Below are 25,587 nucleotides of genomic sequence, written 5' to 3' on the forward strand. Positions count from 1 at the left end.
TGCCGTGCCCACCTCGCACCTGATCCCCCGCCGCGCCGCCGGGCAGGTCAATGCCGCTCTGGCGGACACCCGCGTCGTTTTGATCAGCGGAGCACGCCAAGCGGGCAAGAGCACTCTGGTCCGCCTCGTTGCCGGCGATCGTCTGGCCGAGCGCCGCGATCTTGATCGAGCTCAGGACCGGGCGGCGGCGATCGCTGACCCGGTCGGGTTCGTGGACTCCTCCGAACTCCTGGTCATCGACGAGATTCAGCGCGCTCCGGAGCTCCTGTTGGCCATCAAAGCATCCGTCGACGAGGATCCCCGTCCTGGCCGGTACCTGCTCACCGGCTCATCTCGCCTCTTCGGCATGGTGGCTGCCCCAGACGCATTGCCCGGCCGGATGGAAACCGTCGAACTCTGGCCGCTCTCCCAAGGCGAACTCGACGGAGCCCTGGACGGGTTCATCGACGCCGTCTTCACGCTCGGCCCGGACCTGCGACACGAGTCGGACGTGACCCGCGCCGACTACGCAGCCAGGATCGCGCGCGGCGGCCTACCCGAGGCAACCACCCGCACCGACCCACGCCGCCGCCAACGATTCCTCGACGCCTACGTCCAGGCGCTCATCGACCGCGACGTCCGACAGCTGTCCGACATCCAGCACAAAACCGAGCTCCGCAAACTGGTACGCCTGCTAGCGGCCAGATCCGCAACCATCATCGCCGCCAACTCCCTCGAATCCACCCTCGGACTGAGCCGGCCGACGATCGCCCGCTACCTCCAAGCCCTGGAAGAGACCTTCCTGATCAAACGGATTCCCGGCTGGTCCCGCAACCTCGGCACCCGCGCCACCGCCGCGCCAAAGCTGATCTTCGTCGACTCGGGCATCGCCGCCAACGAAATCGCGACCGACGCCCGGGCACTGCTCCGGCCGGGCGCACCGTTCGGCCCGCTGCTCGAGTCATTTGTCCTGTCCGAACTGTCCCGGCAGCTCACCTGGTCTGAGCAGCTCGTCGACCTGTCCCACTACCGCGACCAGAGCAGGTACGAAGTCGACGCGGTGCTCGAGAACCGAGCTGGTCAGGTGGTCGGGATCGAGGTCAAAGCCGCCACCACCGTCGGACCCGACGACTTCCGCGGCCTACGCCGACTCGCCGACCGCCTCGGCGACGACTTCATCGTCGGCATCGTCCTCTATACCGGAACCGCCACGCTGCCGTTCGGCGACAGACTCCGCGCAATGCCGGTCAGCGCCCTTTGGCAGGTTTCCGCCTCGACAGCAGACTGACCTCGCTCGCAAGCCGCTCCCCAGCCGTCAGGGGAGTGGGCATGCACCTCAGCCGGGCGAGGGCGGTGGTGTGGTGGCGACGAGCAGGGTGAGTTCCCGGACCAGGTCGTCCAGGGACTGACCGGTCTGCGCGCGGACCAGTCCGAGGGCGAGGTCGGCGAGCAGGTAGAAGCCGAGCGTGCGGGCCTGGTCGGTGTCGAACGAGGCCAGCAGCGCCTCCGCGCCGGCGAGGTCACCGCGGTGGCGGGCGGCGATGACTCCGGCGGCGCGCTGCACGAGGTCGGCGGCGACCGGATGCGGGCCGGTCACGCCGGTCAGAGCTTCGGCGCGGCGGCGCGGGCGGCCTCGAACCGGGCGGTCACGTCGGCCCAGTCGACGAGGTTCCACAGCCGATCGACGTAGTCCGGGCGTACGTTGCGGTACTGCAGGTAGTAGGCGTGCTCCCAGGCGTCGAAGACCAGCAGCGGGGTGGAGCCCTGCCCGACGTTGCCGTGGTGGTCGTAGACCTGCTCCACGATCAGCCGCTGCCCCAGCGGCTCCCAGGCGAGGACGCCCCAGCCGGAGCCCTGCACGCTCTTCGTAGCCGCGGAGAGCTGGCCGGCGAAGCCGTCGAAGGAGCCGAAGTGCTCGTCGATCGCCGAGGCGAGCTCACCGTCGGGGCGGTCGCCGCCGTGCGGGGACAGGTTGTTCCAGAAGATCGAGTGCAGTACGTGCCCGGAGAGGTTGAACGCGAACGTCTTCTCCAACCCGACCAGCGCCGCGAAGTCACCCTTGTCCCGGGCCTCGGCCAGCTGCTCCAGGGCGTCGTTGCTGCCCTTGACGTACGCGGCGTGGTGCTTGCTGTGGTGCAGCTCCAGGATCTCGCCGGACATCGCCGGCTCCAGCGCACCGTAGTCGTACGGCATGTCGGGCAGAGAGTAGACGGCCACCAGCAACTCCTCACACCATCGTCGTCGCAGAGTTGGGGGGCACCCCGGCGGTGGTTCAGATCATCGCGTTGCCGGAGCACCCGCCCACTGTTGCCAGCATTACGTAGTTGCCAAGCTTTCGCAATAAGAACGGTCCAAAGTGAGGCGCGGCCCGACGCCGGGCCGGGCGCAGCACGTCGCAGGAGACCGCCACAGCGATCGATGGAAAAGTAGAGCTGACCAGTACTTACGCACTTCGCTGAGCCTCCGCAGGCGATCACAGCGGCGCGCACGTGCGACCGGGCACAGAACCCCTGGAAAGAGAAAGCCGCAGGTCATCAGCCTGCGGACACAAATGGAGCGTCGTCTTAGGAAACCGATGCTCTATCCCCTGAGCTACGGGGGCGCGAGTGGTTAGTCTAGCGACCTGGGGTCTCACCTGGGGTGGCAGGGAGTGGCCCACGTTCACCCACGTCACCCGGACCCGTGTTCGCCCAGCCCAGGAGCACACCCGGAGTCTCCATGTGACTCCCGTTGATCTTGTCAGGCAGGGTGGAGTGCCGGTGCGATGGGGCCGCGTCGGCAGAGATCGCTGCTGATTTGGGCTGCGGCGCGGATTGCTGGTGCCGGCCGACGGAAGGTCTTGCGGTCGCGTACGAGTGCCCAGAGAACGTCGACGCGTCGTCGGGCGAGGGCGAGTATGGCTTGGCGGTGGTTCTTGCCTTCGGCGCGTTTTTTCTCGTAGTAGGCGCGGGAGGTGGGGCATTCTCGGGCGGCGGTGAATGCGGCCATCCACAGGATGTGTCGCAGCCTGCGGTGGTAGCGGCGGGGCTGCCGATGGTTCCCAGAAATCGTTCCGGAGTCGCGGGAAACGGGTGCCAGGCCGGCGTGGGCGGCGAGTTTGGCGGGGCTGTCGTACTCGGTCATGGCGGCGGTGTGGACGAGCAGTTCGGCGGTGAGCAGGTTGCCCATGCCGGGCATGCTGCCGATGATCGGCGCGAGGGGGTGCTGGTCGAGTTGGTCGGCGATGAGGTGGTCGACGGCGGCGATGCGTTGTTCGAGGGCGAGGATCTCGGTGGCCATCTGCCCGAGCACCACGGCGGCGGCGCGCTGGCCGGGCAGGGTGACGGTTTGCTGCCGGGCGGCGGCGACCAACGCCTCGGCGACCTGGACGGCGTTCTTGACGTGTCCGCGGCGGAGCAGGGCGGTGATCCGGTCGATGCCGGCGTGCCGGATCGCGGCCGGTGTCTGCCAGCAGGCGAGGACCATCATGGGCGCCTTCCGGTTCAGGTCCACGGCCCGTTCGAGGGCGGGGCTGATGCCGGTGAGTAGTTCCTGCAACCGGAAGAGGGTGGCGACACGCTGGCCGACGAGGTCGGCGCGGTAGCCGGTCAGGACGGTGAGTTCGGCGAGGAGCCGGTCGGAGGGTTCCAGGATCGGGATGTCAGGGCGCATGCGGATGGTCTGGGCGATGACCACCGCGTCGCGGGCGTCGGTCTTGTTCTCCCCGGCGAACGCAGCAGCCGTGTGAAACGCGACCGTGCCGGAGACATAGCGAACCTGCACCTGCCGCCGCCACAGCAGGGTCAGCAGCAGCGCCGATAGGCCGGTGGTGACATCGACCGCCCAGCAGACCGGCCGCCCGTGCGTCGACACCTCGGCCATGACGGTGAGCAGTGAGGTCTCGTCGTTGGCGACCCGGCGGGAGTAGACCAGCCGGCCGTCGCCGTCGACGGCGGCTACGTGGTGGTGGGTCTTGCCGATGTCCACGCCGATCCACAGCTTCGCCACCCTGGCGCTCCTTCATCTGAGTGGGATGTCTCTATCGGGCCCTCGTCTGCGGGTTCGGGTTTGCCGGCACCTTCTACCGATGCGAACGCAGGTCGCGGGTCTCCATCAGCGGTCTACCGAATCTCGCAGACGACGAAGCGGCGGGTGGCATCTCCTACCGCCAGCCAAGCAATCTCGGCGAAACACACGCAGCCATACCCACCGCTTCCGGGCATCAGGGTCTACGGCCACCAGGGCCGCGCCCGTTCAACCAACGCGCCCGCCAGGCGGGAGCGGGTGGCACCTCGAAGCTCAGCCACGATCACGGCGGAACACACACAGCCATCCCCGCTTCCCGGTCCCGCGGGGGCACGGCAGCGCCAGCCTGCCGCCGTCGCTGGTCGGCACCACGGACACGATGTGCGACCCGCGTGTCAACGCCGGCCGAAGGTTCCACACGGCGTCGACAGGCTGCCCGCTCCCCGGGCGTGGAGCGTGCAGCCGGGCAGGCGACGGGCCTCACGGAAATCGTCCGCGGACTTCGGAGGTTGGATCAGCACAAGGCCGACGCGTGCCGGCGTTCGGCGGAGCGAATGAGCCATTGCCCGACGATCTCCTGATGGGTCCTAGGCTTGCCGGTCAGGATTGACCTTTGTCCTGGCCGGTCCGCGGGCTGGCGGGCCGGGATCGGCGTGTCGGGCGGCTCGTTCTCGCATGGGAAACTCTCGCCGTGAGCTCAGGTGTTCCCCGGACGATCAAGGCAGTCGACACGTCAGAGTTGATCCGGCTCGACACCGAGGCGATTCATTACGGACTGAACCGCAATCACGGGGCAGGGTGGTTGGCCGAGTTCGCCGATCCAACAGCGGTGCACTATCTGTGGCCGGTACTGGTGCACCGGTTGGGGCACCGGCCTGAGTCTTCGCCGCACTGGCGGTGCCTGCTGCTTTTGACGGTGCGAGACGGTCAGCAGATCTTTTCCCTGCTGGATGTCCTGCCCGCCTCGTTCGAGGATCTACCTGAGACGCTGGATGCGGCCACGAAGACCAAGATCGCCCACCGGCTGGAGCATGAGGGCCTGCTGACACAGGCGCAGTGGGCCGACCTCAACCACTGATCCGGGTACTGCTTGGCGGTCATATACGGCGGCTGATATCGGGCGGCGAACCGTGCGTCAGGTGTCGAGGCCTGCGAGGTTGAGGCGTTCGAGCAGGCTGGGCTTGCGGGCGTGCACCGCCCGTAGCTCGGCCAGCCGGTGTCGGAACGATGAGGTGTCTCCGTCGCGTTCGCCGAGGTCGCGCAGGTCGACGAGGAGTTGGACGGCGGTGTCGTACTCGCGGGGTTTCTTTGTGGCGATGAGTTCGTCGACCTGCTGCCAGGCGGCGGGTTGGTCGACTGCGAGGGTGTCGAGGTGCCGTTGCCGGGCTGCTGCGGCGGACCGTTCCTGGCGAGCCTGGTCGCGTTGGCGCTGCTCGGCGTCGCGGCGTTCCCGTTCGGCGCGCAGGTCCGCGGCGGTGGCGAGCAGTTCCCCGGCGGTGCGAGCGGCTACCGCGGTGGGCGCGTCGGTGCGGTGCGCGTCGCGGTAGCGGCGCAGCAGTTGGCTGCGTAGGTGGCTGTCGCCGCCGGTGATCAGGCTGGTCAGAATGGCGTCCTTGTCCCGGACGGGTAGCTGGACGACCCAGGCGCGTAGTTGCGCAGCGGTCGGTTCGCCGGACGTGGACGGCGCCGACCCGGCCGCTGCGGCCACGATCAGGTCGGGGTCGATGCGCAGGAACTCGGCGACGGCGGTGAGGGGCGCGTCGAGGGTGCCCAGTCCGGCGGGTACGGGCGGTTCGGGCTCGTCGTCGGCGACGTCCTCGGACTGTACGCAGCGCAGCCAGGCCAGGTACAGCAGGCGCAGGTCGCCGGCGGCGAGGCCGGCCCGGACCGGAATGATCGAGGCGAGCAGACCATGACCGTCGAGGTCCCACTCGTAGCTGCCGTCCTCGTCCTCGTCGTGGAGGTCGATGATGACGTGTTTGCCGGCGATCCAGGCGGACGCACGGTCGCCCTGGCAGTACTGGGCGACCGTGGCGGGGTCGAGCACCTGTTTCGGTAGCCGCAGCATGAGCTGGCGGGTGCCCCAGTTCGCCAGGTACAGGTGCGCATCGAAGTACCGTTCCATCAGCTTTCGCGGGTCGCCCTTGAAGTTGCCCCATTCGTAGGTGTTGACGAAGCTGGTGGCGGTGATGTCGGCTCGGGTGGACAGTGACCGCAGCTCGGCTCGCTCCCGACCCGTGAGGGGCCGGTCGACGGCGGTGAACTCGTAGTACTGGTACTCGCTCATCGTGGCCTACCGTCCGGCCCAGTGCCGGTAGGCGTCGATCCACGCGGTGCCGTCCGGCGCGAGGGTGGGTAGCGGTAGGTCGAGGAGGTCGATCTTCTGCCGGTGGCGGCCACGGGTGCAGAGCGCGACGATGGTGTCGGCGGTCAGGTCTATCTTGCGCACGGTGACCTCGACGCCGAGGACGGTGGTGGTAAACGGCACCGTCAGATGCTCCTCGATCATGGCGAACAGGCCGGTGAGCTGTTCGTCGTCGCTGTACGCGTCGACGGTGGCTTCCTCGATCATCGCCTCCAGCGCGGCGTTGCCCTTCGATGCCATCGGCGGAGGATAGCGGACCGGTGGTCGAGGTGCGCGGAGCCCGATGCGCGAGGATGGTCGGCATGGGTTCGGTGGCCGAGTTCGTCGATCTTCGGCGGGAGGTGGAGCGGTTACGGGCGGAGAACGCCCGGCTGGCGCGCCTGCTGGAGTTGCGCGGCCAGGACACGACTGCGGCACCGGAGCAGTTGTCCGCGCCGGTTGAGCAACCGGGGCTGGTCACCATGGCTTCGCCGACTCGGGACAAGCTGGCGTTGTTCGCCGACCGGTTCCGGGCCCGGGCCGACGTGTACGCCGTGCGGTGGGACAACGCCCGTACCGGCGCCGCCGGGTGGATGCCCGCGGTCGCCGGGGGTTGGCGTAAAGGTATGGGCCGGCGCGGTGCCGCCTACCTGCCCCGGACGGCGGAGGTCGTCGCGGCGCATCTGGTCGGCGACGTGTTCATGGGCCTCTACCCGCTGATGCCCGGCAACACCTGCCACTTCGTCGTGGCCGACTTCGACGGGCCAACGGCGATGCTCGACGCCCTCGCCTACGTGAAGGCGGCACGAGCCAGCACGGTGCCCGCCGCGTTGGAGATCTCCCAGTCGGGTCGCGGCGCCCACGTGTGGGTCTTCTTCACCGGCGCTGTTCCCGCGGCCACCGCGCGCGCCGTCGGCACCGCTCTTCTCCGTGAGGCGATGGTGCTGCGCGGGTCAATGGACCTGCGCTCGTACGACCGGCTCTTCCCCAACCAGGACGTCCTGCCCGAAGGTGGCTTCGGCAACCTCATCGCCGCACCGCTACAGGGCCGCCGCCGCAAGGACGGACTGACCACCTTCCTCGACCTCGGCACCCTCGAGCCGCACGCGGACCAGTGGGCGTTCCTGTCGACGCTGGACCGGCTCAGCCCCGGCGACGCCGAACGGATCGCCCGGCAAGCGAAGCAAGCCGTCACCGGTGCTGACCTCGCCACGATGAGCCGGTCCGCCGCGACCCAGGTCCATCCACCGCTTCCTCCGGTGGTCCACGCGGAGGCCGGTGCCGGGCTGAGCATCGACGCCAGGCAGCTCACCCCCGCCGCGCTGGCGACATTCAAGCACGCCGCCGCCATGGCCAACCCGAAATTCTACGAGTTGCAGCGACTCCGCAAGTCCACCTGGGACACCCCACGCTTCATCCAGGGCTACGACTTCACCCTCGATGACCGCCTGGTCCTCCCGCGGGGCCTGCGGCACACCATCGCCACGATTGTCGAGCGCGCCGGGTCACGACTGGCCGTCACGGATGCACGAAACTCCGGGACCGAGATCGACACCGCGTTCACCGCCGAACTCACCAGCAGGCAGGCCGACGCGGTCGGCGCGCTTCTCGCCCACGACGACGGGATCCTGGTCGCTCCACCCGGTTCCGGCAAGACCGTCATGGCCTGCGCCGTGATCGCCGAACGCAACACCTCCACCCTTGTCCTCGTCGACCGCAAAGCCCTCGCCGACCAGTGGCGCACCCGCATCCAACAGTTCCTCGACATCAAGCCCGGCCAACTCGGCGGCGGCCGACGCAAGCTCACCGGCACGGTGGACATCGCGCTGCTGCCCTCCCTCGCCCGGCGTGACGACGTCGCCACCCTGACCCAGGGGTACGGGCACGTCATCGTCGATGAATGCCACCACCTCGGCGCCGCAGCCTACGAGCACTCGGTCAAACGGATCGCCGCGCAGTTCTGGCTCGGCCTCACCGCCACCCCCACCCGACGCGACGGCCTCGGCCAACTCGTCACCTGGCAACTCGGACCCGTCCGCCACACCCTGACCGACGAGGAACAAGGCACCCTCGCGGCAGCGATGCACGCCGACGCCGGACCCCGTCGAGCGCTGCACATCCACGAAACCACCTTCCAGCCCGGCGACGTCGACCTGGACGCGCCTGGCGCGCTCGCCGAGGTCCACCGAAGGCTGGCCCTCGACGAGCTCCGCAATGCCCAGATCGCCGATGACGTCGCCGCGGCCCTGACCCGCGGCCGCAACTGTCTCGTCCTGACCCGACGGGTCGCCCAGGTCGAGGCACTCACCGCTCTGCTCGCCGCACGCGGACACCAGCCGCTCGTGCTCCAAGGCGCGATGAGTACCCGCGAGCGGCGGATCATCGTTGACCGGCTCGACGGCGCGAAGGCCGGCGACGGCCTGCTCGTCATCGGCACCACACCGTTCATCGGTGAAGGCTTCGACGCCCCCGCCCTCGACACCCTCTTCCTCGCCGGCCCGATCTCCTACGACGGCCTACTCGTCCAATGCGCCGGCCGCGTCATCCGCGCCGCACCCGGCAAGGACCTTGCCGAGGTCCACGACTACCACGACCCAGCCACACCCATCCTCGCCGCCTCACTCCCACGCCGCATGCCCGGATACCGGGCCCTCGGCTTCACGAGAACATGAGTTCATCCGATCCCGATCACCATGCCTGGTCCGCCCAGTTGCCCCGGGGATGACGAAGAGCCAAGCGTGCTTGGCCTAGCGTAGTAGGCTGACGAGCATGAGCCAGTTCTCCGAGGATGAGCTGCATGGGGTTGTTTCCCGGTACGAGGCGACGCGCGCGGCCGCGTTGACCGAGCGGGACGAGCAGTTGCGGGCGTTTCACGCGGCCGGCTGGCGGCCGGTGGATCTGCAGCGGGTCACCGGGTACAGCCGGGAGACGATCCGGCAGGCGCTCCGACCCGAAGTCCGGAGGGCGACCAACATCAGCCGGCGCCGCACATCACCCCGACCGCCGGCGGACTACCGGCCCTACGGGGACCGGAAGCCCTACGTGGTTGCCGAAACCCTCGCCGATCTGCACGGCCCGACCGAGGGCACGGTGACGCTTCCGCGTCATCTCGACTGGTCCGGGCACGCCGAGTACGACCTTGACCGGGCTGCACGTCTGGCCAGCATGTACAAGGTGGTGCTCACCGAAGCCAGCACGGTCGAAGATCTCAACACCTGGCTTGACGCCGAACTCCTCCGGCGGCTCTGGCCCACCCTCTGGCTGCCACCCCAGCTCCGCCAGCGCTGGGAGGATGCCTTCCCCGAACTCGCCGCGACCCGCAGCAACGCGGCGTAGCGGTGGATCCCTTCCACGAACGCCTCGCCCGTACCGGGCTCGCGGCGGCCGATCGATACGGCTTCGCGCTGGCCGGCGGCTACGCGGTCCAGGCCGCCGGGCTCATCGAGCGGCCCAGCGAGGACGTCGACCTGTTCACCGCCTGGGACCGCCGCGACGAGTTCACCGCCGCGGTCACCGCCGTCGTGCACGCCTACCGCAACGACGGCCTCACCGTCGAGACCGAGCGGCAGTACGACACGTTCGCCCGGCTGACCGTCACCGACGGTGTACGGATCTCCAAGGTCGAACTCGGCGTGGACTGGCGCGCAACGAACCGATCCTCATGGCGATCGGACCGGTCCTACACCCCGACGACGCGGTCGCGAACAAGATGAGCGCACTCTACGGGCGAGCGTTCGCCCGGGACTTCATCGACATCGACGCCACGCTCCAATCCGGACGCTACACCCGCGACGCCCTCCTCACCCTCGCCCAGCGCGCCGACCGTGGCTTCGACCCGCGCATCTTCGCCGACGCCCTCGGACAAGCCACCCAGCTCGATCCCGACGACTTCGCCCAGTACGGCGTCACCGGCCCAGCGCTGGACGATCTCCGAAGCCGATTCGCCGAATGGCGCCGCGAACTACTCAGCGAAGAGGAACCCCCGCGACCTGACGGCTCCGCCAGCTGATCACGCAGCGCCCGGTAAGGAGGAATCCGCGTAGGAAGCCGCCGCCGATCACCGGCCGCGACGGTGCTCCGTTGGTGCTCGGCGAAACGGTTCTCTGCGCCGCGCCACACGCATCGGGGACACCGATCGCGGTCTCCGTTCTCCACGCTGCTCCCATGGCAGCGTGTCCCGAGCAGGACTTACGCCTGTTCTGCTGATCTTCGGCAAGCGAGCACAGCAACGGGCGCGTACAACCCACTAATCTGAAAACGAAATAGGAACCCGCAGGTCATTAACCTATGGGTACGGATAGAGCGTCGTCTTAGGAAACCGATGCTCTATCCCCTGAGCTACGAGGGCGCGAGGGCCCAGTCTAGCGACCTTGGGGTTCACCTGGGGTGGCAGGGAGTGGCCCACGTTCACCCACGTCACCCGCCTCCCGGTTCTCCCAGCCCAGGACCACACCTGGAGCACACGAAACCCGGTTTGCGACCGGCGGTAGGCCCGCGATGATCCGCGTTGGCACCGGTTCACCCGGGTTGGCTTCCGCTGGAGAGCACACACCGCGCACATCATCGAAGATCAACGACGTTCCGTCCGCATGCCCACAGTCGGCGCCGCCGTCGGAGACCGGGGAGCGCTCACCCCTGGGTCGCTCGGACCGCCGCGATTTGACTATGACGGTCACCCAAGCATCCGCACATGCCAAAGAGCGGATAGCCGGAGCGGCGCCGGGCCGGCCACGCCCGTAATCCGACCCGGGTGATGTGGGGTCACCCGTGGCCGGCTGACACTGCATGGGTTGGCGGTACCTGTGGAGGCTACGGGTGAGCAGGGCGTTCGGCCGGTAGGTGCGGTCTCGGCCGGGCATCGTCTATAGGACCGCTCGAAGGACAAACAACTGGAGGGCTTATGCCTGTATACGACCGAACTTCGATTCCGGAGTCCGTTGGCCGGGGCAGCCTGGACCCTGAGCTCGCCGCCTGGTTGCCGACCGGTCCCACGCTCGGCGCTGACGTGTCGATCGCCCAGGGTCGACGGGATCACGCCGTGTTGGGCAAGGGCCCATGGCCGCCCATCGGAGCGGTCGACACCCTGGTGCTGCCCGGCCCGCACGGGTCGCTGACCGTGCGCCGGCACACGCCGACGCACCCGACCAGCGACCCCATCGGAGCCCTGATCTATATCCACGGCGGCGGCTTCACCTACGGCATCCTGGACGAGTTCGAAAGCGCGATGCGGGTCATCGCCGAGCGCGCCGGAATCGCCACCTACGTCGTGGACTACCAGCTCGCGCCGGAGGCGAAGTACCCGGTACAGATCGAGGAGATCGAGTACTTCGTCCGCTGGCTCTTCGACCATGCCGCCGAGCAAGGGGTGGACCCAGCGAAGATCGCGCTGGGCGGCGACTCGGCCGGCGGCAACATGACGTGCGTCGTCGCGCTGAAGCTGCGCGACGAAGGCGGCCCGCAGCTGGCGCTGCAGGTCCCGCTGTTCCCCGAGGCCGCGTTCCCCGGCGACACGCTCGCCGGCAGCGAGAACCGCAGCGGCCTGTACCTGGAGACCAACGGCATCTATGAGATGGTCCGCAACTACCTCAAGAACACCGACGACGGCCGCGACCCGTACATCACCCCGATGAACGCGCCCTCGCACGCGGACCTGCCGCCCACGATCCTGGTCACCAACGGCTTCGACCCGCTGCGCGACGTCGGCCACGCCTACGCGCGCAAGCTCGCGGCGGCCGGAAACGACCTCACCTACGTCCACAACCCCGACCTGACGCACGGGTTCCCGCAGTTCACCCGCTACTCCAAGGCGTGCCACCAGGCGACCGAGGAACTGGCCGACCTCATCCACACCCGGATCGGATGACCGAGCAGCGGTTCACGCTGTCCCGCTCCTCGACGGCGCTACCCGGCTGACCACCGGGATCTCACGTCGGTATGCAAGGACCTTTACGTCAGTGCACAAACCCGATTGGCGACGGCCGCGGCAGCGCCTGGACTTCGACAGGCGTACGCGGCCGCCGCAGCCGGTGGAAGGGAACCCATCGCGCTCATGGCCGCGACGATGGGCCCCCTGCGATCAGCAGGGGGCCCGGGCAGCGGGCTTCGAACGCCGGCTCACGTCACGATGCGGACACCGGGCCAACGTTCGGTGGGGCGGTGACGGGCGAGTCGTTGCCGGGAGGTCTCCGCGCTGACCCTGGTCGGGTTGCGTCGCCACACCCCGTCGAGCAGGTCGTCGAGGCCGTGCGGCGCGCATACCGTGATCTGCTCATGCACGTGGAGTACGGCGACGGCAGTGGCGTACTCGGGCCAGGTGGCGACCGCGTCGGCGACGGTGCGTAACCGGACTACCCGGTCGCTGCCGAACTTCGCCGAATACCAGGTGTGGACGGCCGCCTGGTTCTTTGCCTCCCCCGGCGGCTCCGGCCAGGCCGCCACCAGCCGCCGGGTGGCCCGGTCGTCGTTGTCGCGGCTCAGGTCCGCCACGTCGAGGAAGACGACGTCGACGTCACGCACCGACGACGGGTCGAAACCGTCGCCGTACCGCTCGCTCCAGACCAGGTCGCGAATGGCTCCCCCTCCGATCCAGGCGTCCGGCAGTCCGGAGTCCCGGACGACGCCCAGCGCCCGCATCAGCCACGGGCTGCGCTGGACCAGGTCCCGCAGTTCCTCTTCCCGCATCGGTTCCCCCGGTTGTCGCTGTTGGGATTCCTGGTCAGTCGAACAACCGGCCCACGAGGGCGCCTTGGCCCGACTGCAGGACTCCACGCTGCCGTTCGGCGGCAGACTCCGCGCCATGCCGGTCAGTGCCCTGTGGCAGGCTCCCGCCCCGCCAGCAGACTGACCTCGCCCGCAGGTCGCTCCTCAGCCGGTCAGGGCCACCGAGGACGAAGGGCGTGGTCTGCTGATCTCCTGCAAGCGATCCCCTGAGCTACGAGGGCGCGAGGGCGCAGTCTCGCGACCCGGGTTGTCCGACCCGATGCCTACGATCAGGCGATGATCGACGCTACGTTGCTTCAGGCCGGTACCTGGCGTCCGTTCGTCACCGCGCTGCGCAGCAGCTTGCCCCCCGAGGCGGCGGAGGCCGAGTTCCGCGGCACGGTGGCCCCGGGCACGTTCGGCGGATCGATCACCTACGACGGCGACCACCGCCTCCACGGGCTGGGCCTGGAGCGAGGTGAGCGGCCGACGGACATGCTCAGATCGCTGGCCGGGCTGACCGGCGGGCAGGCAGTCGCGGTGCGCGGCGTCACGACCCGCTCCGGGGCGGCGGTAGTGAGCATCGTCCCGAGCGCGCCGCAGGTTTCGTTCGGCATGGGCAGCGATCTGCTGCAGAACGTGCACCTGGTCGCCGGAGCACACCCGGAGCCGTACCGCCGCAAGCCGATCCGCTACGACGTGGCCGTTTCCGCCGGCGCCGACGCGGCCACCGTCACCGCGCTGGTCCGACATCTGCTGCCGGACGCACGGCCGGCCGCCCCGTCGGAGGTGGCCGGGGCGGAGGCGGATCTCGGCGTAGCGCTGCCTGACGACGTCCGAGCGCTGTATCTCACCGCAGCCGAGGGCACCCTAGTCCTGCAGCCCGCCGACCAGGAACGCTTCTATGGAATGCGAATCGTGCCGCTGGCCGACGCCGCCGTCCGAGCCTACCTGGAACCGCAGGCCCGATACCTGTCCTGGACGTACGGCGCGACCGAGGTCGTCGCACCCGACCCGCACGGCAGGGTGCAGCCGCTGGCGGCCTCGCCGGCATGGTTCGTCGTCGGAGACGACGGCGGCGGCAACCTCTACGTCATCGACCTCGCCCCCGGGCCGCAGGGGACGTTCGGCCAGGTGCTGTTCGTCGACCACGAAGAGTCGGCTGGCGCCCGCTGGCTGGCGTCCTCGCTGACTGAGCTGCTCACCGAGCGGCCCGCCACCCTGGCGAACCTGGGTCCGGAAGGCGGGCTGCTCGTACGGGTCGGATCGCGCAGCAGCAAGACGCTCGCCGATGTCCGGCCGGAGACCGAGGTGCTGTACGTCAGGGCCGGAAAGGCGCCCGCTGACCTGTCCGCGCTGGCCGGCCACCGTCGGCTGCGCACTGTGGTCACCGAATCCGCCGTCGTCGCCAATCTTCCGGCCGTCAGCGAGCTGCCCGCGCTGGAATACCTGCGGCTCGACGTCGCGGGCTGGCAGCAACTGCTGCGTGCCGGGCAGGTCCCGCCGAGCCTGCTGGCTGCCGGCCTGAGTGGCCGTGCCGGCTGGACAGACACGGTCGAGGTGGTCAACGGTCTGCTGGCGGCCTGGAAGCAGGAACCGATCCAGGTGTTCGACATTGCAATGCAGCCCTAATCGCCGGCCCGGTCAGGCGAACACCAGCCGGACCGCGGGGCCGACGAGGACGGCAGCGGGATCCGGCTGAGCACCCCAATCACGTCGCTGTTCACACGGCCCTAATGGTCGGCAGCCCCAACCGAGAAGCCGCCGCAGCAGCTGATGGTCGCGGACGGTCAGACGACGCGGCCGGTCGCCCGATCGGCGTCGCCCGTCGCCACGTCGACGCCAGGAAGCCGAGGCGGCCCTACGGAAGGGACGCCGCAAGAAGCGATAAGCCTGCACACGCAGGACCCGCAACGCTCCTGCTCATGGACAGGCTATTGAAATCCCATGGATGCACCAGGCGCGCAGGTTATGAGTCCATTGGTGATGAAAATTGCCTCTCTCGCCACGGTGGCAGGCAGTGGTCGACCATGACATCCTCCGTGCGCCCCATTCCCGTCAGCGGACGATGACGAGGTTGGCCATGTCTACCACCGGCCGGTAGCCAAGAGCGGCGTAGATTTTGTTCGAGGTCGGGTTTGCTTGGTCGGTGTACAGGCACACCCGCGCACCGTCGGCCTGGATCCGCCGGGAAACCTCGGCAACCGCGTTGCTGGCCCATCCACGCCCGCGCTGGGCTGGCGGCGTGTACACCGGGCCGATGCGCGCGACCCCGAACGATGGGGGGTTGGCACCGGTTAGGTGCACTCGCTCTCCAGTCCCGTCGACCCAGAACCACAGATGCCCGGCCCGCAGCCGGCGCAGCAATTCCGCACGGTCGGGCAGCTCATGTGCGCTGGTACCGCGTCGGCGGCCCGCCTGTTCGTCAGCGTCGCCCACGAACTCGCCGAACCACTTCATGACCAGCTCGACGTCCTTCTCGACCGCTAGCTCCAGGCTGCCAGGCACTGCCGCCGGATGAGTCAGCTCGCCGAGCTCGTGCAGCCGCGTGTGCTGGTTGACCTGGACCCTGCCCCCGCCGAGCCGGGTCAACTCGGCGGCGCACAGCGCAACGGCAGGAACGGCCCCGTTGACCGCAAGGACCTCCTCCCCGCGCTCGTGCAGAGCGTAGGCCAGGGCCACGGCTGCCTCGTCGGGCATCGGCAGCAGGAACGGCGGATAGGGTGCGAACGGCGCTGCTCGCATACCGGCACCGACGACCGTGCCGGATGCACCCCTAACCACCAACCACCAATTGCGGTCGGGCTGCGCGATTCCATCGGTTTGCTGCGCCAGCAGCCGGTGCGCGACGGTGGTCACGACCGTGCTGACTACCGGGTCGGCGGCCAGATGGTCGCCAGCTACCGCGAGGAACTCGGTCGGGGTCGTGCAGAACTGCAGGCGCGGCGCGGCTACCGAGGTTGCGCTCATCTGCGCAACCTAACCGTCGCCACGGGCCATGGGCACGGGGTTTTCTGCGTCATGAAGGGGACACGCCCCTCATTGCTCAACCGATGTACGGCGTTGCCCGTTCCTTGAGGGCGTGGTCGATACGCAGCCGCATCGAGGGATGGATGTCCAAGTGGTTGAGCTGGGCGGGGTTAACCCAGCGGACCTGACGCGACTCGCTGGAGGTCGTCAGAATGGTGCGGGTCCGCGGCCTTCCAACGACACCAACACCTGCGTGGCGAGTAGCTTGCGTACGCCTGTGACGGCGACAGTCCCCAACCGATCGTAGGGCAGCTCCAACTGCAGCTCTTCGACTGTGTCGCGGAGGTCTGTCGTGATCTCGTCCGGACGGAACGTGCCGCTCCAGCCGTTAAGTCCTCCGCGCTGGTTGGTGCTGAGGGAGACCATGCCGGAGATGCAGGCGCCGTCAACCAGGATCAGCCTCGCAGGACCCGAGTATGTCGTTGTCATAGTCATCAACCCTTCAGTATGTACGCCGTGCTCCCCAGGTCCCGGCTGTCTCACAGTCACCGGGACGTAAGGCGTCGAGTCCGACCATGGTGTGCTCCACCTGAAGGAGAACACGTGGGGGCAATGCCGAGCTGGCTCCACACCGAACTGGTCGTTCTTCTGCCGATCGGGCGGTTTTCGCGATGCCGTGGCATGCGCATGGAACGCCGAACGGCGGCCCGCTGAACCAGTCGGGCCGCCGTTCACAAAACGTGGATCAGAGCGGGCGGATGTTCTCCGCCTGCGGGCCCTTCTGGCCCTGGGTGATGTCGAACTCCACCTTCTGGTTCTCGTCGAGGCTGCGGAAACCGCTCGCCGAGATCGCGGAGAAGTGGGCGAAGACGTCGGCGCCGCCGCCGTCCGGGGTGATGAAGCCGAAGCCCTTGTCGGCGTTGAACCACTTCACGGTGCCTGTAGTCATGTCTGCTCCTTCGCAGGCTGTCAGAGGCCGCACTGTGCGGACCCTTACGCCGCCGCGTTGATCACCCGCGTCGAAACGACACGAAAAACGAAAGGCGCCTAGACGGGTTTCAGATGAACCCATCAGGCGCCGAAAAACGTCTACGGAAATCAAAACTGCAACTCGGTTACGCTAGCACATGATCCGCTGTTGAGGCCATGGCGGTGAGTGGACCTGGTCACTCGCCTGCTTGCCACGCCCGCCTGCCGCAGATCCCTGGGCAACGGGGACACCCTCACCCGGAGCGCCCCTAGCCCTCGGAATCGCGCTGGTCGGGCTGATGACCGCCAGGCTGGTCGACGTAAGACGGGCGGTGCCCGCCCGCCTGTCGACGGTCCCGGTCGTCGCGCTCGGCGACGGCCCCCGCTACCGCTTTTCGTTCTGCCGTAGGGCCTCCTCGAGCTGGTCTTCCAAAATGACGATCCGGCAGGCGGCTTCCAGGGCGGTGCCCTGATCCACCATCTCGCGGGCGCGGGCGGCCAGACGCAACTGGTAGCGGGAGTAGCGGCGGTGCCCGCCGGCCGAGCGGTGCGGGTTGATCAGCCTGGCCTCGTCCAGGCGGCGCAGGAAGTCCTGCGTGGTGCCGAGCATCTCTGCGGCCTGACCGATGGTGTAGGCCGGAGTGTTCTCGTCGCCGAACATGTCGTCGGGGTTTCGCCCCATCTCACCTCCACGTCGAGGGCCCCGGCGCATAAGCGCCGGGGCCCAGGGTTACGGGTCAGAACACCATCTGCCGACAGGAACGTCGGCTTGTCGTATCCGCACCAGCCACTGAAGGCTCAGGGTGCGAGGATCGCATATGCGTGACCGGAGACCACCTCTCGTTCGATGGAAACTGCGGTGTCCGCCGAGCCTGGAATGACGGCTGTTGGCGGGCGATCCAACGGTGTACTTGCCCTCCCTTTCCTCTGCTTCTTCCCTTGCGGTCGTACGGTCTGCCGGCATCGGAGCCCACGCCACTTCATGGCCCCGACACGTGCGGCGAACAATCAGCTGGAGCCCTGAGCAAGCCTCGGCCCCACCTGCGTGCCCCATCACGCATCACGCGTTGGGGCTGACGTGCTTTCACTGCCGTTCTTGCGGAACGAATCCCGCTTCTCGCCGTCCGTCGTGACCTCACGTCCGGGCGGCCCGCCTGCGTCTTGACGGATCTTCTCTCTCGACTTGAAGAAGAGTATGCCACACCACCGAGGATGTCTAGTCGTTCCAGCCTAGATTTTTTGGTCGGCCGTCGTCAGGGTCGCCGGCGTGCCCGGCCGGTGTCTGCCAGCACGCCGCCATGATCATCGGGCCTCCGCGGCCCCTCGGTCCACGACCATGAAGTCGAGATGCATCATGATCGACGAGGTGGGGTCGGGCCAGGCGGGTGGCGTGTATCCGGACACGGTCTAGAAGTTGATCCGCCCGGCCGGGTGCTCGGCCCCCCGCACCGATACGACGACCAGCACGACGGCGCGCTCGACAACTGAACGACGTAACCCAACCCACACGTTGGTCGAGCACGCTGATCTGCCTCGATGCGGGGCGCCATGCGAGCCTCAGCCCGACCGGGCGATCGCCGAGTTCAGGTCACGACGCGGACGCCGGGCCAGCGTTCGGCGGGGCGGTAGCGGGCGAGTCGCTGCCGGGAGATCTCCGGACTGGCCCTGGTCGGGTTGCGCCGCCACACCCCGTCGAGCAGGTCGCCGAGGCCGTGCGGCGCGCACACCACGATCTGGTCGTGCGCGTCGAGGCGTACCGCCACGGCTGTGGCGTACTCGGGCCAGGTCGCGACCGCGGCGGCGATGGCACGAAACGGCGCCACGGGGCCGCCGCCGAACTTGGTCGGGTACCAGGTGTGTACGGCGGCCTGGTTCTTCGCCTCCCACGGCGGCTCTGGCCAGGCCGCCACCAGCCGTTCGGTGGCCCGGTCGTCGTTGTCGCGGCTCAGGTCCGTCGCGTCGAGGAAGACGACATCGACGTCCCGCACCGATGACGGGTCGAAGCCATCGCCGTACCGTTCGCTCCAGACCAGGTCGCGGATGACGCCCGCGCCGATCCAGGCGTCCGGCAGGCCGGAGTCCCGAACGACACCCAACGCCCGGACCAGCCACGGGCTGCGCTCGACCAGGTCTCGTAGCTCGTCCTCCCGCATCGTCTCCCCCGGTTAGGTAGTCGGATGCCTGCTCAGTCGAACCCGGGCGAACGCTGCCGCCCGGCACCTGGATGCCCACCTCCTCGTAGCCGAAATCGGTGTGCCGCAAGACGAGCAGGAATCCTTCCGGGTAGGCCGATCCTTTCCCGTGTTACATCAGGGTGAGCCGGAGATCGGGGACGCGTTCGGTGGCGGCGTTGATGACGGTCTGCGCGAGGGCTGGCGGCAGGCCCGCCGACACGGCAAGGCTTCCGGTGGTGATCCGTTGCTGGTGGAGGAGTTCGGTGGCGTTGCCGAGCAGTGCTGGTTGTTCGCGGGGGCCGAGGTCGCCGGGTTCGGGGTAGCCCCACTGGGCGAGCAGGGCCATTCCGCGTCGGTAGGTATGGTCCCGGTAGATGCCGAGGTCGTGGCTGCGGTAGACGAGGGCTTTGAGGCTGATGCCCCAGCGGCGTTTCAGTTCGTGGAGTCGGTCGAAGTCGAGTCGGGTCGGTAGTTCCTCCGCCAGCACAGTGCTGGGGGCGAGGAGCTCGGAGGCGAACGCCGTGGCTTCGCGTTCGAGGATCTGGCTGCCGGGCTCGGCGTCGTGGTGCAGCAGCAGATGGCCGAGTTCGTGGGCGGCGTCCATCCGCGAGCGGGCCTTGTCGTTCTTGGCCGGGTTGAGGAAGACGAACGGACGCTGGCCGTACCAGTGAGAGAAGGCGTCAACGCGTTCCGACACGTCGGGCAGGTCGAGCACGATCACCCCGTACGCCTCCAGCAGTCGGACGACGTGCGGGACCGGGCCGGTGTCGAGGTCGAACGCCTCCCGTGCCGCCAGCGCCGCCGCCCGGATGTCCTTGGCGCGTACCGGGTCGGGCAGGTCGAGGTGCGGTAGCCGCAACGCGGGCAGCCGCAGGTGTCGGCCGATCACCTCGACGACCCGCCAGGCGACCTCGCCGAACGCCTCGGCCTGGTCGCGTTCGGCCTGGCTGGTCGCCCGGAGGCTGCGGAAGTGCGCGTGGCCGGGTGTGGTGGGTGTCGGAAAGCCGGAGCCGAAGAACTCGGCCGGCACCGACAGAGCTAACGCCAGCCGAGCAAGCACCGCCGCCGAGGGGCGAGCCTGACCCAGTTCGTACTGACTGACCGCCGCCGCCGTCACACCGATCTGCCGGGCGAGTTCGTTCTTACGCATCCGGCGCCAACGCCGGGCCAGGCCGAGCGCGTGCGGCTCGAACGCGGCGGCCACCGCGGCTGCGGGTACCGGCGGTCGTTGCCCGCCGGTCACGCCATTCGGCCGACGACACGACCACCGGTACGACCAGCAGCGGTGCCCGGACGCAGCGTCTCGATCGCCAGCTCGGGGATCGGCAGCTCGTCGTGCCGCGCCACCGGCAGCTCCGCCGGGTTTCCGACGATCGGCAGCGGGCTTCCGACAGCGGCCGGCTCGCCGAACCAAAGCTTCACCTCGAACCAGGGTGAGCCGCCGTCGCGGTTGTCACGCGGCAGGCCGAGGTAGGCGATCGCTTCCCCGGTGGTGATGTCCCCGGTGTGCGCGATGCGGATGTGCCGCTTCGGCGGCAGGACGCCGGCGAACACCTCGGGGAACTGTTCCTCGTCGTCGAAGGCGAGTTGCCCGTCGCGGCTGTTCTCGATTGCCCCGCCGAGCCGGGCCTCGCTGCCCTCCCAGCGGATCGAATCGATCCCGCCCTGCAGCGAATACAGGCGCACGACGTAACCGGCGCAGACGATCTCCAGCGAGTTGTCCTCCAGCCGGACGCGTACGCCGTCGATGCCCTCGAAGGTGGCCTTGCCGAGGTTGGCGAGGTTGCGCCACACAGTGGTGCCGAAGCTCATCGCGTCGTCGCCGAGCTCGGGTTCGTGCCGGTCCGCGGCACGCCTGTAGACCTGCCGGATCAGGTCACCCAGTGGTTCCAGCACTCCGCGCTCGTCCAGCACCGTCACCGCGTCGTCCAGCAGACTCATGCCGCAAAACGTAGCCGATCCCACAGTTGATGTTGCGGAAATCAAGCGGTCGACACGCCACGAATCGACACCGGACCCGCATCCCGCGTGCGCCGCTCGGCGGGGGTCCTGCCCGGCCCGCCTACTTCCGTACCGATAGGTAGGTGCGTCGAAACACCATCTGTACCGAACGGTAGGATGGGCTCATGAGCATCGAGGAGCCGAGGGTCAGGCCGACCGAGGGCCCCCTCGATGAGGATGGCGCGGGCCCTCCACCCCGTCGCCGGGTGCCGCGATGCGGACATGTTGGCGCCGTGTGAGAGGCGCGGCGCGGAGCGCGATCGGGCACGTGGGCAAGGACCGCTGAGGAATTCTTTATGGAGGCATCTGTGACAACGATTGGGATCATCGGCGCCGGCGAGGTGGGGAGCCAGATCGCACGCGCGGCGATAGCGAACGGATACCAGGTCGTCATCGCCAACTCGCGAGGGCCGGAGACTCTGCGACGTCTTGTTGCCGAGTTGGGTTCGGCGGCGCGCGCGGCGGATGCGTCGGAGGCCGCGGCAGCGGCTGATTTCGCCGTCCTCGCCTTTCCGTACAAGCCCGTCGTCGACCTGCCCGTCGAGGAACTCGCAGACAAGATCGTGCTGGACACCAACAACTACATGATCTGGCGCGACGGCCATTTTCCGGTGGTTGACTCCGGTGAGAAGACAGTTCACGAGCTGCGCCAGGAGCAACTTCCGACGTCGAAGATCGCCAAGGCGTTCACCAACATCCAGGCTCCCAGCCTGCTCAGGATGGGGCGGCCGGCAGGTACTCCCGACCGGATTGCGCTCGCGGTCTCGAGCGACTATCCCGAAGCTGTTGCCGTTGTCACGCGTTTGTACGACCAGTTCGGATTCGACACGGTAGACATCAGTCCGCTGAGCGAGTCGTGGCGCTCCGCTCCCGGCACACCCGCGTGGAACCGTTCCGTGCCCGGGCAGAGCCGCGAGGAGCTGGCCCTCAACCTGAAACGAGCGCGGCCCATAGTCATGAGGTGACGGTGTGCAACCCCTGCCGTCCGCGAGGATCAAGTAGGTGCCGTCTCGCTGCGGATTAGATGACAGGCCTCGTCGAAGCGCTGGTGGGGATCGCCTGGCCCGTGCTCAGTGCCAGGACTCGTAGCTGAGGACGCGGCATACCAGCACCACCCGGCCGGTCAGTTGACCCAGCCGCACCGCGTCACGGTGCGTCCATTCAAAGGGCCAAGCCGCACCGACCATGAGGTACCTCTCTTCGGGCCCGTTCGGCGGCACGATGAGTTGATATTCCTGGTACGGGCCGACACTGCGGTGCAGAGCCTGATGCTTCCACTTACGCCGACTGCGCTCCCCGCGCGTAACCACCGCGACCCTTTCCATCAGGAGCAACGTGCTGTAGCCCATGGGGATCGCCCGTGCCAGCTCCGTGCGCTCCGGCTGCTGATCCGCCGGGAACAGCAAGGTGGGCTGCTCGTGCGCCCAGTAGAGCCGACCGGCCTGGGGAAAGCCGCGATCGAACGGGTTCACGCCTCCCGGCGGCCAGTCGAACCCCCGATGTTCAAGGTGGGGCGGCCGCTCCCGGTGATCCGTCACGGTCGCAACTATAGGGAGGCCGACAAGCCATCAACTCCTGCGGCCGCCACAGCCGGAACGGTTGCAGCAGCACGGCACCCGCGATCCGAGTCATCACGGAGCAGTCCATGGATGGCAACGAGGGTGCGCACCGCTGCCGAGATATGAGGGCGCCTGTCCCTACCTCCGAAGTGGACACGTGTCGGTGTGCCGGAGGAAGGCAGCAGGTCATCCACGGGTAAACCTAAACTGCCAGACCATGGACGACTCCCCTCGCTGGTACCGCCCGGCACCCAGCCCGCTGCTCTTGGTCGGCACCGCCACTGCCCTGCTCGGCTATCTGATCCCATGGTTTCGCGCCAGCCGCCGCCACCGGTGGTCGTACTCGGGCTGGGCCTACCTGGAGGAGTCGGACAGCTGGGCCTGGTGGGTAGTGGTATTCCTCGTGATTGCCATCGGTGCCAGCCTCTGGGCTGGCCGGTCGGTGGAGTTCGCGCTGCTCACAGCCGGTGCGACGGTGGCCGGGATGTTCATCGCCGGTGCCGTGGTCGCGGTGAGCCTGGGCATGCTGCCGGAGGGCGCCACCATCGACTGGATCGGCGGGCTGCCTTTCGGGTTGGGCATTCCGCTGATGGCCATCGGATTCGGAACCGTTATCGCCGGAGCGCTGGCTGCCGTTCGCCGTTGACGGTGGGTCCTGGGCGGTGATCGTCCGCGTCAAAGACTGTTGCGCGGGTACGACTATCGTTCTGGCATGGTGATCGATTCGTCCGCCGCCATCGCTGCCGCCTTCCTCGCGGACGGCCCCGCCGAGGGCGTCGACCTCAGCCTGTTCGGGCAGTTCGCCGGGTCCTGGTTGTTGGACTGCACCGAGTACGACCCCGAGGGCCCCTCGACCGTGCGTCGAGGCGAGTGGCATTTCGGCTACGCGTTGGGCGGGTCGGCGACCACCGACGTCTGGATCCTGCCCGGCGTCGAGCACGGCGTCAGCCTGCGTTTTCCGGACCCCACGGCGGGTGCGGGGATCTGGCGATCGACCTGGGTGGGGCCGGGCCGCCGCCGGACGCACACCTTCCTGGCCTCCCGCGTCGCCGAGGAGATCGTGCTCGACGGCGGCGATCTGCGGTGGACCTTCTCCGACATCGAGGCCGACGAGTTCCGCTGGCGCAACGAGGCACGACAGCCCGACGGAGCGTGGCGGCTTCAGCAGACCTTCCGAGTTTGGCGGCAGCGCTGACGGGACCGGCGAAGCCGGCAGCGCTGACGGGACCGGCGAAGCCGCCAACTGAGTATCGCGGGACAGGGAGCGGGGGCCCGGGGGGGGGGGGGGGGGCCCCCCCCGGCCCCCCCCGGGGGGGGGGGTTGGGGGCCCGCCCGGGGGGGGGCGCGGGGCCGGGGGGGGGGGCCGGGCCCCCCCGGGGGGGGCGGGGCCCCCGCCCCCGCCCCTTCTTGGGGGGGGGGGGGGGGGGGGGGGGGGGGGGGGGGGGGGGCCCCCCCCCCCCCCCCCCCGCCGCGGTGTGGGGGTCAGGCGGCCGCGCAGGTGGCCGCGCTAGGGCCGGTGCCGGTGCCCTGGAAGCCGAAGTTGGTCGACTGCCCCGCGCCGACCTGTCCGTTGTAGCCCACGTTGGAGAACCTGACGGTTCCGCTGGTGCCGCTCGCCTGAGCGTTCCAGGTGCTGGTGACCGCGGCGCCGCCGGGCAGCGTGATGGTCACGGTCCAGCCGTTGATGCTCGCCGAGCCGGCGGTGACGTTGACGCTCGCGGTGAAGCCGCCGGGCCACTGGTTGAGCGCCACCGACGCCGAGCAGCCGTTACCGGTCGGCGGCGGCGTGGTGGGGGGCGGCGTCGTGGGGGGTGCCGTGGTCGGAGGCGGGGTGGTGGGGGCAGCCGTGGTCGGGGGCGGGGTCGTCGGAGGAGCGGTCGTCGGCGGCGGGTTTGGCGCGCCGTTGGCCAGACTGAAGGCCAACTCGGGCTGGAACGAACCGGCCGTGAAGCGGCAGCCGTCCGCCTCTCCCGGCGGCTTCACCCAGAGGTACGCGTCGATGTTGGCGTCGCCGGTGTTTGTCGTCGGGTACATCCCGATGCGGCGGTCGGTGTTGTCGTCACCGCACCAGTCCCCACTGGCGCCCCCGTTGCGGCTGGTGTCGATGACCTGGCGCTTGCCCGAGATGCCCATGCCGTTGAGGGCGGAGATGACCGCCCGGCCGAAGTTCGCCTCGCCGGAGGTGGAGTTGAAGTTCGACACGTTCGTGAAGAAACCGTCGGCGTACTGCACGCCGGCCGCCCGGAGCCGGTTGGCCGTCTCACCCGAACTGTTCCAGGTGGAGTGGCCGCCGTCGAGGTAGACCTTGGCGTTGGGGTTGGCCGACTTGATGGTCCGGGTGGCGGTCGAGATCGCCTGGTTGCGGGCGTTGATCTCGGCGCTGCTCAGGCAGGTCAGCAGGGCGAGCGAGTCGGTCTCCAGGATGATGATGACGGTCTGGTTGCCCAGGCCTCGGGAGAAGTTGGTCACCCACGTCTGGTACTGGTTGAGGTCCGGTGCCCCACCCGCGCTGGCCCCGCCGCAGTCCCGGTTGGTGATCTCGTAGACCGCCAGCACCGGGATCTGCTGCGCCGCGTTGGCGGCGTTGATGTGCCCGGAGACCTCGGCCTGCACGGTCGACGGATTGAAGTTGGCGAACCAGCGCGCCTGCGGCTGACTCGCGATCTTGTCCCGGATGACGGCGGTGCGCGAGTCGCCGGGGTTGGCGGCGACCCAGCGGACGACTGCCGAACTCGGGTCGCGGTAGAGCGACCCGGACAGTGTGCCGGCGGAGGCTCCGCCGACGGAGAGGAAGACGCCGACGGCTGTGGCGCCCGCGACGGCCGCCGCGCTGGCGGCCACCGATCTGCGGCGGAGCGAGGAGAGGATGGCCACGACGTGTTGCCTC

23 protein-coding genes and 3 pseudogenes are annotated in these 25,587 nt (G+C 68.8%); 10 read left to right on the forward strand and 16 right to left on the reverse strand.

What is annotated here, in order from left to right; genetic code table 11:
- Window positions 1–4: 4 nt before the first annotated feature.
- Window positions 5–1,267 carry an ATP-binding protein gene (locus tag ACFY2Q_RS27765; RefSeq protein WP_387135248.1) on the forward strand — a complete coding sequence of 421 codons (1,263 nt, stop codon included), beginning with the start codon at window positions 5–7 and terminating at the stop codon, window positions 1,265–1,267.
- Window positions 1,268–1,315: 48 nt separating this feature from the next.
- Here ACFY2Q_RS27765 and ACFY2Q_RS27770 read toward each other — a convergent pair whose 3' ends face one another.
- The 3 genes from ACFY2Q_RS27770 to ACFY2Q_RS27780 form a co-directional block, all read right to left on the reverse strand.
- The gene (locus ACFY2Q_RS27770; RefSeq protein ID WP_387135250.1) at window positions 1,316–1,576 is read right to left on the reverse strand and encodes a superoxide dismutase; all 261 of its coding nucleotides are present in this window, start codon (window positions 1,574–1,576) and stop codon (window positions 1,316–1,318) included.
- 5 nt (window positions 1,577–1,581) lie between these two features.
- Window positions 1,582–2,196 carry a superoxide dismutase gene (locus ACFY2Q_RS27775; protein WP_387135251.1) on the reverse strand — a complete coding sequence of 205 codons (615 nt, stop codon included), beginning with the start codon at window positions 2,194–2,196 and terminating at the stop codon, window positions 1,582–1,584.
- Window positions 2,197–2,718: 522 nt separating this feature from the next.
- Window positions 2,719–3,966: an IS110 family transposase gene (locus tag ACFY2Q_RS27780; protein ID WP_387135253.1), complete on the reverse strand. Its 1,248-nt coding sequence runs from the start codon at window positions 3,964–3,966 to the stop codon at window positions 2,719–2,721.
- Between the two features lie 709 nt (window positions 3,967–4,675).
- Here ACFY2Q_RS27780 and ACFY2Q_RS27785 point away from each other — a divergent pair.
- Entirely contained in the window at window positions 4,676–5,062 is a 387-nt protein-coding gene (locus tag ACFY2Q_RS27785; RefSeq protein ID WP_387135255.1) for a hypothetical protein, read from the forward strand.
- A gap of 57 nt (window positions 5,063–5,119) precedes the next feature.
- On the opposite strand, the gene ACFY2Q_RS27790 is transcribed toward ACFY2Q_RS27785, so the two are convergent.
- Both ACFY2Q_RS27790 and ACFY2Q_RS27795 read right to left on the reverse strand, forming a co-directional pair.
- On the reverse strand, window positions 5,120–6,271 hold the full coding sequence (locus tag ACFY2Q_RS27790; protein WP_387135258.1) for a hypothetical protein: 1,152 nt from the start codon (window positions 6,269–6,271) through the stop codon (window positions 5,120–5,122).
- A 6-nt stretch (window positions 6,272–6,277) separates the two neighbouring features.
- Window positions 6,278–6,589, reverse strand: coding sequence for a hypothetical protein (locus tag ACFY2Q_RS27795; RefSeq protein WP_387135261.1), 312 nt, complete (start codon window positions 6,587–6,589; stop codon window positions 6,278–6,280).
- A 62-nt stretch (window positions 6,590–6,651) separates the two neighbouring features.
- Between ACFY2Q_RS27795 and ACFY2Q_RS27800 the strand changes: the two genes are divergently transcribed.
- The 4 genes and pseudogenes from ACFY2Q_RS27800 (at window position 6,652) to ACFY2Q_RS27815 (ending at window position 12,191) form a co-directional block, all read left to right on the forward strand.
- Window positions 6,652–9,000: a DEAD/DEAH box helicase family protein gene (locus ACFY2Q_RS27800; protein WP_387135263.1), complete on the forward strand. Its 2,349-nt coding sequence runs from the start codon at window positions 6,652–6,654 to the stop codon at window positions 8,998–9,000.
- Between the two features lie 97 nt (window positions 9,001–9,097).
- Entirely contained in the window at window positions 9,098–9,664 is a 567-nt protein-coding gene (locus tag ACFY2Q_RS27805; protein ID WP_387135266.1) for a hypothetical protein, read from the forward strand.
- 2 nt (window positions 9,665–9,666) lie between these two features.
- A pseudogene (locus ACFY2Q_RS27810) lies at window positions 9,667–10,337 on the forward strand (nucleotidyl transferase AbiEii/AbiGii toxin family protein).
- 891 nt (window positions 10,338–11,228) lie between these two features.
- Window positions 11,229–12,191, forward strand: coding sequence for an alpha/beta hydrolase (locus ACFY2Q_RS27815; RefSeq protein ID WP_387135269.1), 963 nt, complete (start codon window positions 11,229–11,231; stop codon window positions 12,189–12,191).
- A gap of 251 nt (window positions 12,192–12,442) precedes the next feature.
- On the opposite strand, the gene ACFY2Q_RS27820 is transcribed toward ACFY2Q_RS27815, so the two are convergent.
- Entirely contained in the window at window positions 12,443–13,009 is a 567-nt protein-coding gene (locus tag ACFY2Q_RS27820; protein WP_387135272.1) for a nucleotidyltransferase family protein, read from the reverse strand.
- A 315-nt stretch (window positions 13,010–13,324) separates the two neighbouring features.
- Between ACFY2Q_RS27820 and ACFY2Q_RS27825 the strand changes: the two genes are divergently transcribed.
- Entirely contained in the window at window positions 13,325–14,659 is a 1,335-nt protein-coding gene (locus tag ACFY2Q_RS27825) for an SMI1/KNR4 family protein (RefSeq protein WP_387135276.1), read from the forward strand.
- A 426-nt stretch (window positions 14,660–15,085) separates the two neighbouring features.
- Here the strand turns inward: ACFY2Q_RS27825 and ACFY2Q_RS27830 are convergent, their stop codons facing one another.
- From ACFY2Q_RS27830 to ACFY2Q_RS27865, 8 genes and pseudogenes are all read right to left on the reverse strand, one after another.
- On the reverse strand, window positions 15,086–15,997 hold the full coding sequence (locus tag ACFY2Q_RS27830; RefSeq protein ID WP_387135278.1) for a GNAT family N-acetyltransferase: 912 nt from the start codon (window positions 15,995–15,997) through the stop codon (window positions 15,086–15,088).
- 76 nt (window positions 15,998–16,073) lie between these two features.
- Window positions 16,074–16,208, reverse strand: a pseudogene (locus tag ACFY2Q_RS27835) (NUDIX hydrolase); the annotation flags it as partial.
- A complete protein-coding gene (locus ACFY2Q_RS27840) occupies window positions 16,205–16,486 on the reverse strand; it encodes a hypothetical protein (RefSeq protein WP_387135280.1) in 282 nt (93 codons plus the stop codon). The pseudogene ACFY2Q_RS27835 and the gene ACFY2Q_RS27840, both read right to left, overlap by 4 nt.
- A gap of 256 nt (window positions 16,487–16,742) precedes the next feature.
- Window positions 16,743–16,946 (reverse strand): cold-shock protein, encoded by a 204-nt coding sequence (locus tag ACFY2Q_RS27845; protein WP_282758621.1) that lies wholly within the window; start codon window positions 16,944–16,946, stop codon window positions 16,743–16,745.
- A gap of 405 nt (window positions 16,947–17,351) precedes the next feature.
- Window positions 17,352–17,648 (reverse strand): helix-turn-helix domain-containing protein, encoded by a 297-nt coding sequence (locus ACFY2Q_RS27850; protein ID WP_387135283.1) that lies wholly within the window; start codon window positions 17,646–17,648, stop codon window positions 17,352–17,354.
- 901 nt (window positions 17,649–18,549) lie between these two features.
- Window positions 18,550–19,119, reverse strand: a complete 570-nt coding sequence (locus ACFY2Q_RS27855; RefSeq protein WP_387135286.1) for a nucleotidyltransferase family protein — start codon at window positions 19,117–19,119, stop codon at window positions 18,550–18,552.
- A gap of 151 nt (window positions 19,120–19,270) precedes the next feature.
- Window positions 19,271–20,344, reverse strand: a complete 1,074-nt coding sequence (locus ACFY2Q_RS27860; protein ID WP_387135289.1) for an XRE family transcriptional regulator — start codon at window positions 20,342–20,344, stop codon at window positions 19,271–19,273.
- A gap of 35 nt (window positions 20,345–20,379) precedes the next feature.
- The gene (locus ACFY2Q_RS27865; RefSeq protein ID WP_387135291.1) at window positions 20,380–21,081 is read right to left on the reverse strand and encodes a hypothetical protein; all 702 of its coding nucleotides are present in this window, start codon (window positions 21,079–21,081) and stop codon (window positions 20,380–20,382) included.
- Window positions 21,082–21,395: 314 nt separating this feature from the next.
- On the opposite strand from ACFY2Q_RS27865, the pseudogene ACFY2Q_RS27870 reads away from it, so the two are divergent.
- Window positions 21,396–22,106 (forward strand): annotated as a pseudogene (locus ACFY2Q_RS27870) (NADPH-dependent F420 reductase); the annotation flags it as partial.
- A gap of 105 nt (window positions 22,107–22,211) precedes the next feature.
- On the opposite strand, the gene ACFY2Q_RS27875 reads toward ACFY2Q_RS27870, so the two are convergent.
- Window positions 22,212–22,679 carry a hypothetical protein gene (locus ACFY2Q_RS27875; protein WP_387135293.1) on the reverse strand — a complete coding sequence of 156 codons (468 nt, stop codon included), beginning with the start codon at window positions 22,677–22,679 and terminating at the stop codon, window positions 22,212–22,214.
- Between the two features lie 238 nt (window positions 22,680–22,917).
- On the opposite strand from ACFY2Q_RS27875, the gene ACFY2Q_RS27880 reads away from it, so the two are divergent.
- Entirely contained in the window at window positions 22,918–23,346 is a 429-nt protein-coding gene (locus tag ACFY2Q_RS27880) for a hypothetical protein (protein WP_387135295.1), read from the forward strand.
- Window positions 23,347–23,412: 66 nt separating this feature from the next.
- The gene (locus ACFY2Q_RS27885) at window positions 23,413–23,895 is read left to right on the forward strand and encodes a hypothetical protein (RefSeq protein WP_387135296.1); all 483 of its coding nucleotides are present in this window, start codon (window positions 23,413–23,415) and stop codon (window positions 23,893–23,895) included.
- A 287-nt stretch (window positions 23,896–24,182) separates the two neighbouring features.
- Here the strand turns inward: ACFY2Q_RS27885 and ACFY2Q_RS27890 are convergent, their stop codons facing one another.
- The gene (locus ACFY2Q_RS27890; RefSeq protein WP_387135300.1) at window positions 24,183–25,574 is read right to left on the reverse strand and encodes a glycoside hydrolase family 6 protein; all 1,392 of its coding nucleotides are present in this window, start codon (window positions 25,572–25,574) and stop codon (window positions 24,183–24,185) included.
- Window positions 25,575–25,587 lie beyond the last annotated feature (13 nt).

Origin of the sequence: Micromonospora sp. NPDC000316 (assembly GCF_042898885.1) — a bacterium.
In the GTDB taxonomy this organism is placed as follows: Bacteria; Actinomycetota; Actinomycetes; order Mycobacteriales; family Micromonosporaceae; genus Micromonospora.

Bases quoted from the DNA above. Each gene is read 5' to 3' on its own strand.
- ACFY2Q_RS27790 (WP_387135258.1), bottom strand. From the start codon at position 6,271: ATGAGCGAGTACCAGTACTACGAGTTCACCGCCGTCGACCGGCCCCTC.
- ACFY2Q_RS27795 (WP_387135261.1), bottom strand. From the start codon at position 6,589: ATGGCATCGAAGGGCAACGCCGCGCTGGAGGCGATGATCGAGGAAGCC.
- ACFY2Q_RS27800 (WP_387135263.1), top strand. From the start codon at position 6,652: ATGGGTTCGGTGGCCGAGTTCGTCGATCTTCGGCGGGAGGTGGAGCGG.
- ACFY2Q_RS27805 (WP_387135266.1), top strand. From the start codon at position 9,098: ATGAGCCAGTTCTCCGAGGATGAGCTGCATGGGGTTGTTTCCCGGTAC.
- ACFY2Q_RS27815 (WP_387135269.1), top strand. From the start codon at position 11,229: ATGCCTGTATACGACCGAACTTCGATTCCGGAGTCCGTTGGCCGGGGC.
- ACFY2Q_RS27820 (WP_387135272.1), bottom strand. From the start codon at position 13,009: ATGCGGGAAGAGGAACTGCGGGACCTGGTCCAGCGCAGCCCGTGGCTG.
- ACFY2Q_RS27825 (WP_387135276.1), top strand. From the start codon at position 13,325: ATGATCGACGCTACGTTGCTTCAGGCCGGTACCTGGCGTCCGTTCGTC.
- ACFY2Q_RS27830 (WP_387135278.1), bottom strand. From the start codon at position 15,997: ATGAGCGCAACCTCGGTAGCCGCGCCGCGCCTGCAGTTCTGCACGACC.
- ACFY2Q_RS27840 (WP_387135280.1), bottom strand. From the start codon at position 16,486: ATGACAACGACATACTCGGGTCCTGCGAGGCTGATCCTGGTTGACGGC.
- ACFY2Q_RS27845 (WP_282758621.1), bottom strand. From the start codon at position 16,946: ATGACTACAGGCACCGTGAAGTGGTTCAACGCCGACAAGGGCTTCGGC.
- ACFY2Q_RS27850 (WP_387135283.1), bottom strand. From the start codon at position 17,648: ATGGGGCGAAACCCCGACGACATGTTCGGCGACGAGAACACTCCGGCC.
- ACFY2Q_RS27855 (WP_387135286.1), bottom strand. From the start codon at position 19,119: ATGCGGGAGGACGAGCTACGAGACCTGGTCGAGCGCAGCCCGTGGCTG.
- ACFY2Q_RS27865 (WP_387135291.1), bottom strand. From the start codon at position 21,081: ATGAGTCTGCTGGACGACGCGGTGACGGTGCTGGACGAGCGCGGAGTG.
- ACFY2Q_RS27880 (WP_387135295.1), top strand. From the start codon at position 22,918: ATGGACGACTCCCCTCGCTGGTACCGCCCGGCACCCAGCCCGCTGCTC.
- ACFY2Q_RS27885 (WP_387135296.1), top strand. From the start codon at position 23,413: ATGGTGATCGATTCGTCCGCCGCCATCGCTGCCGCCTTCCTCGCGGAC.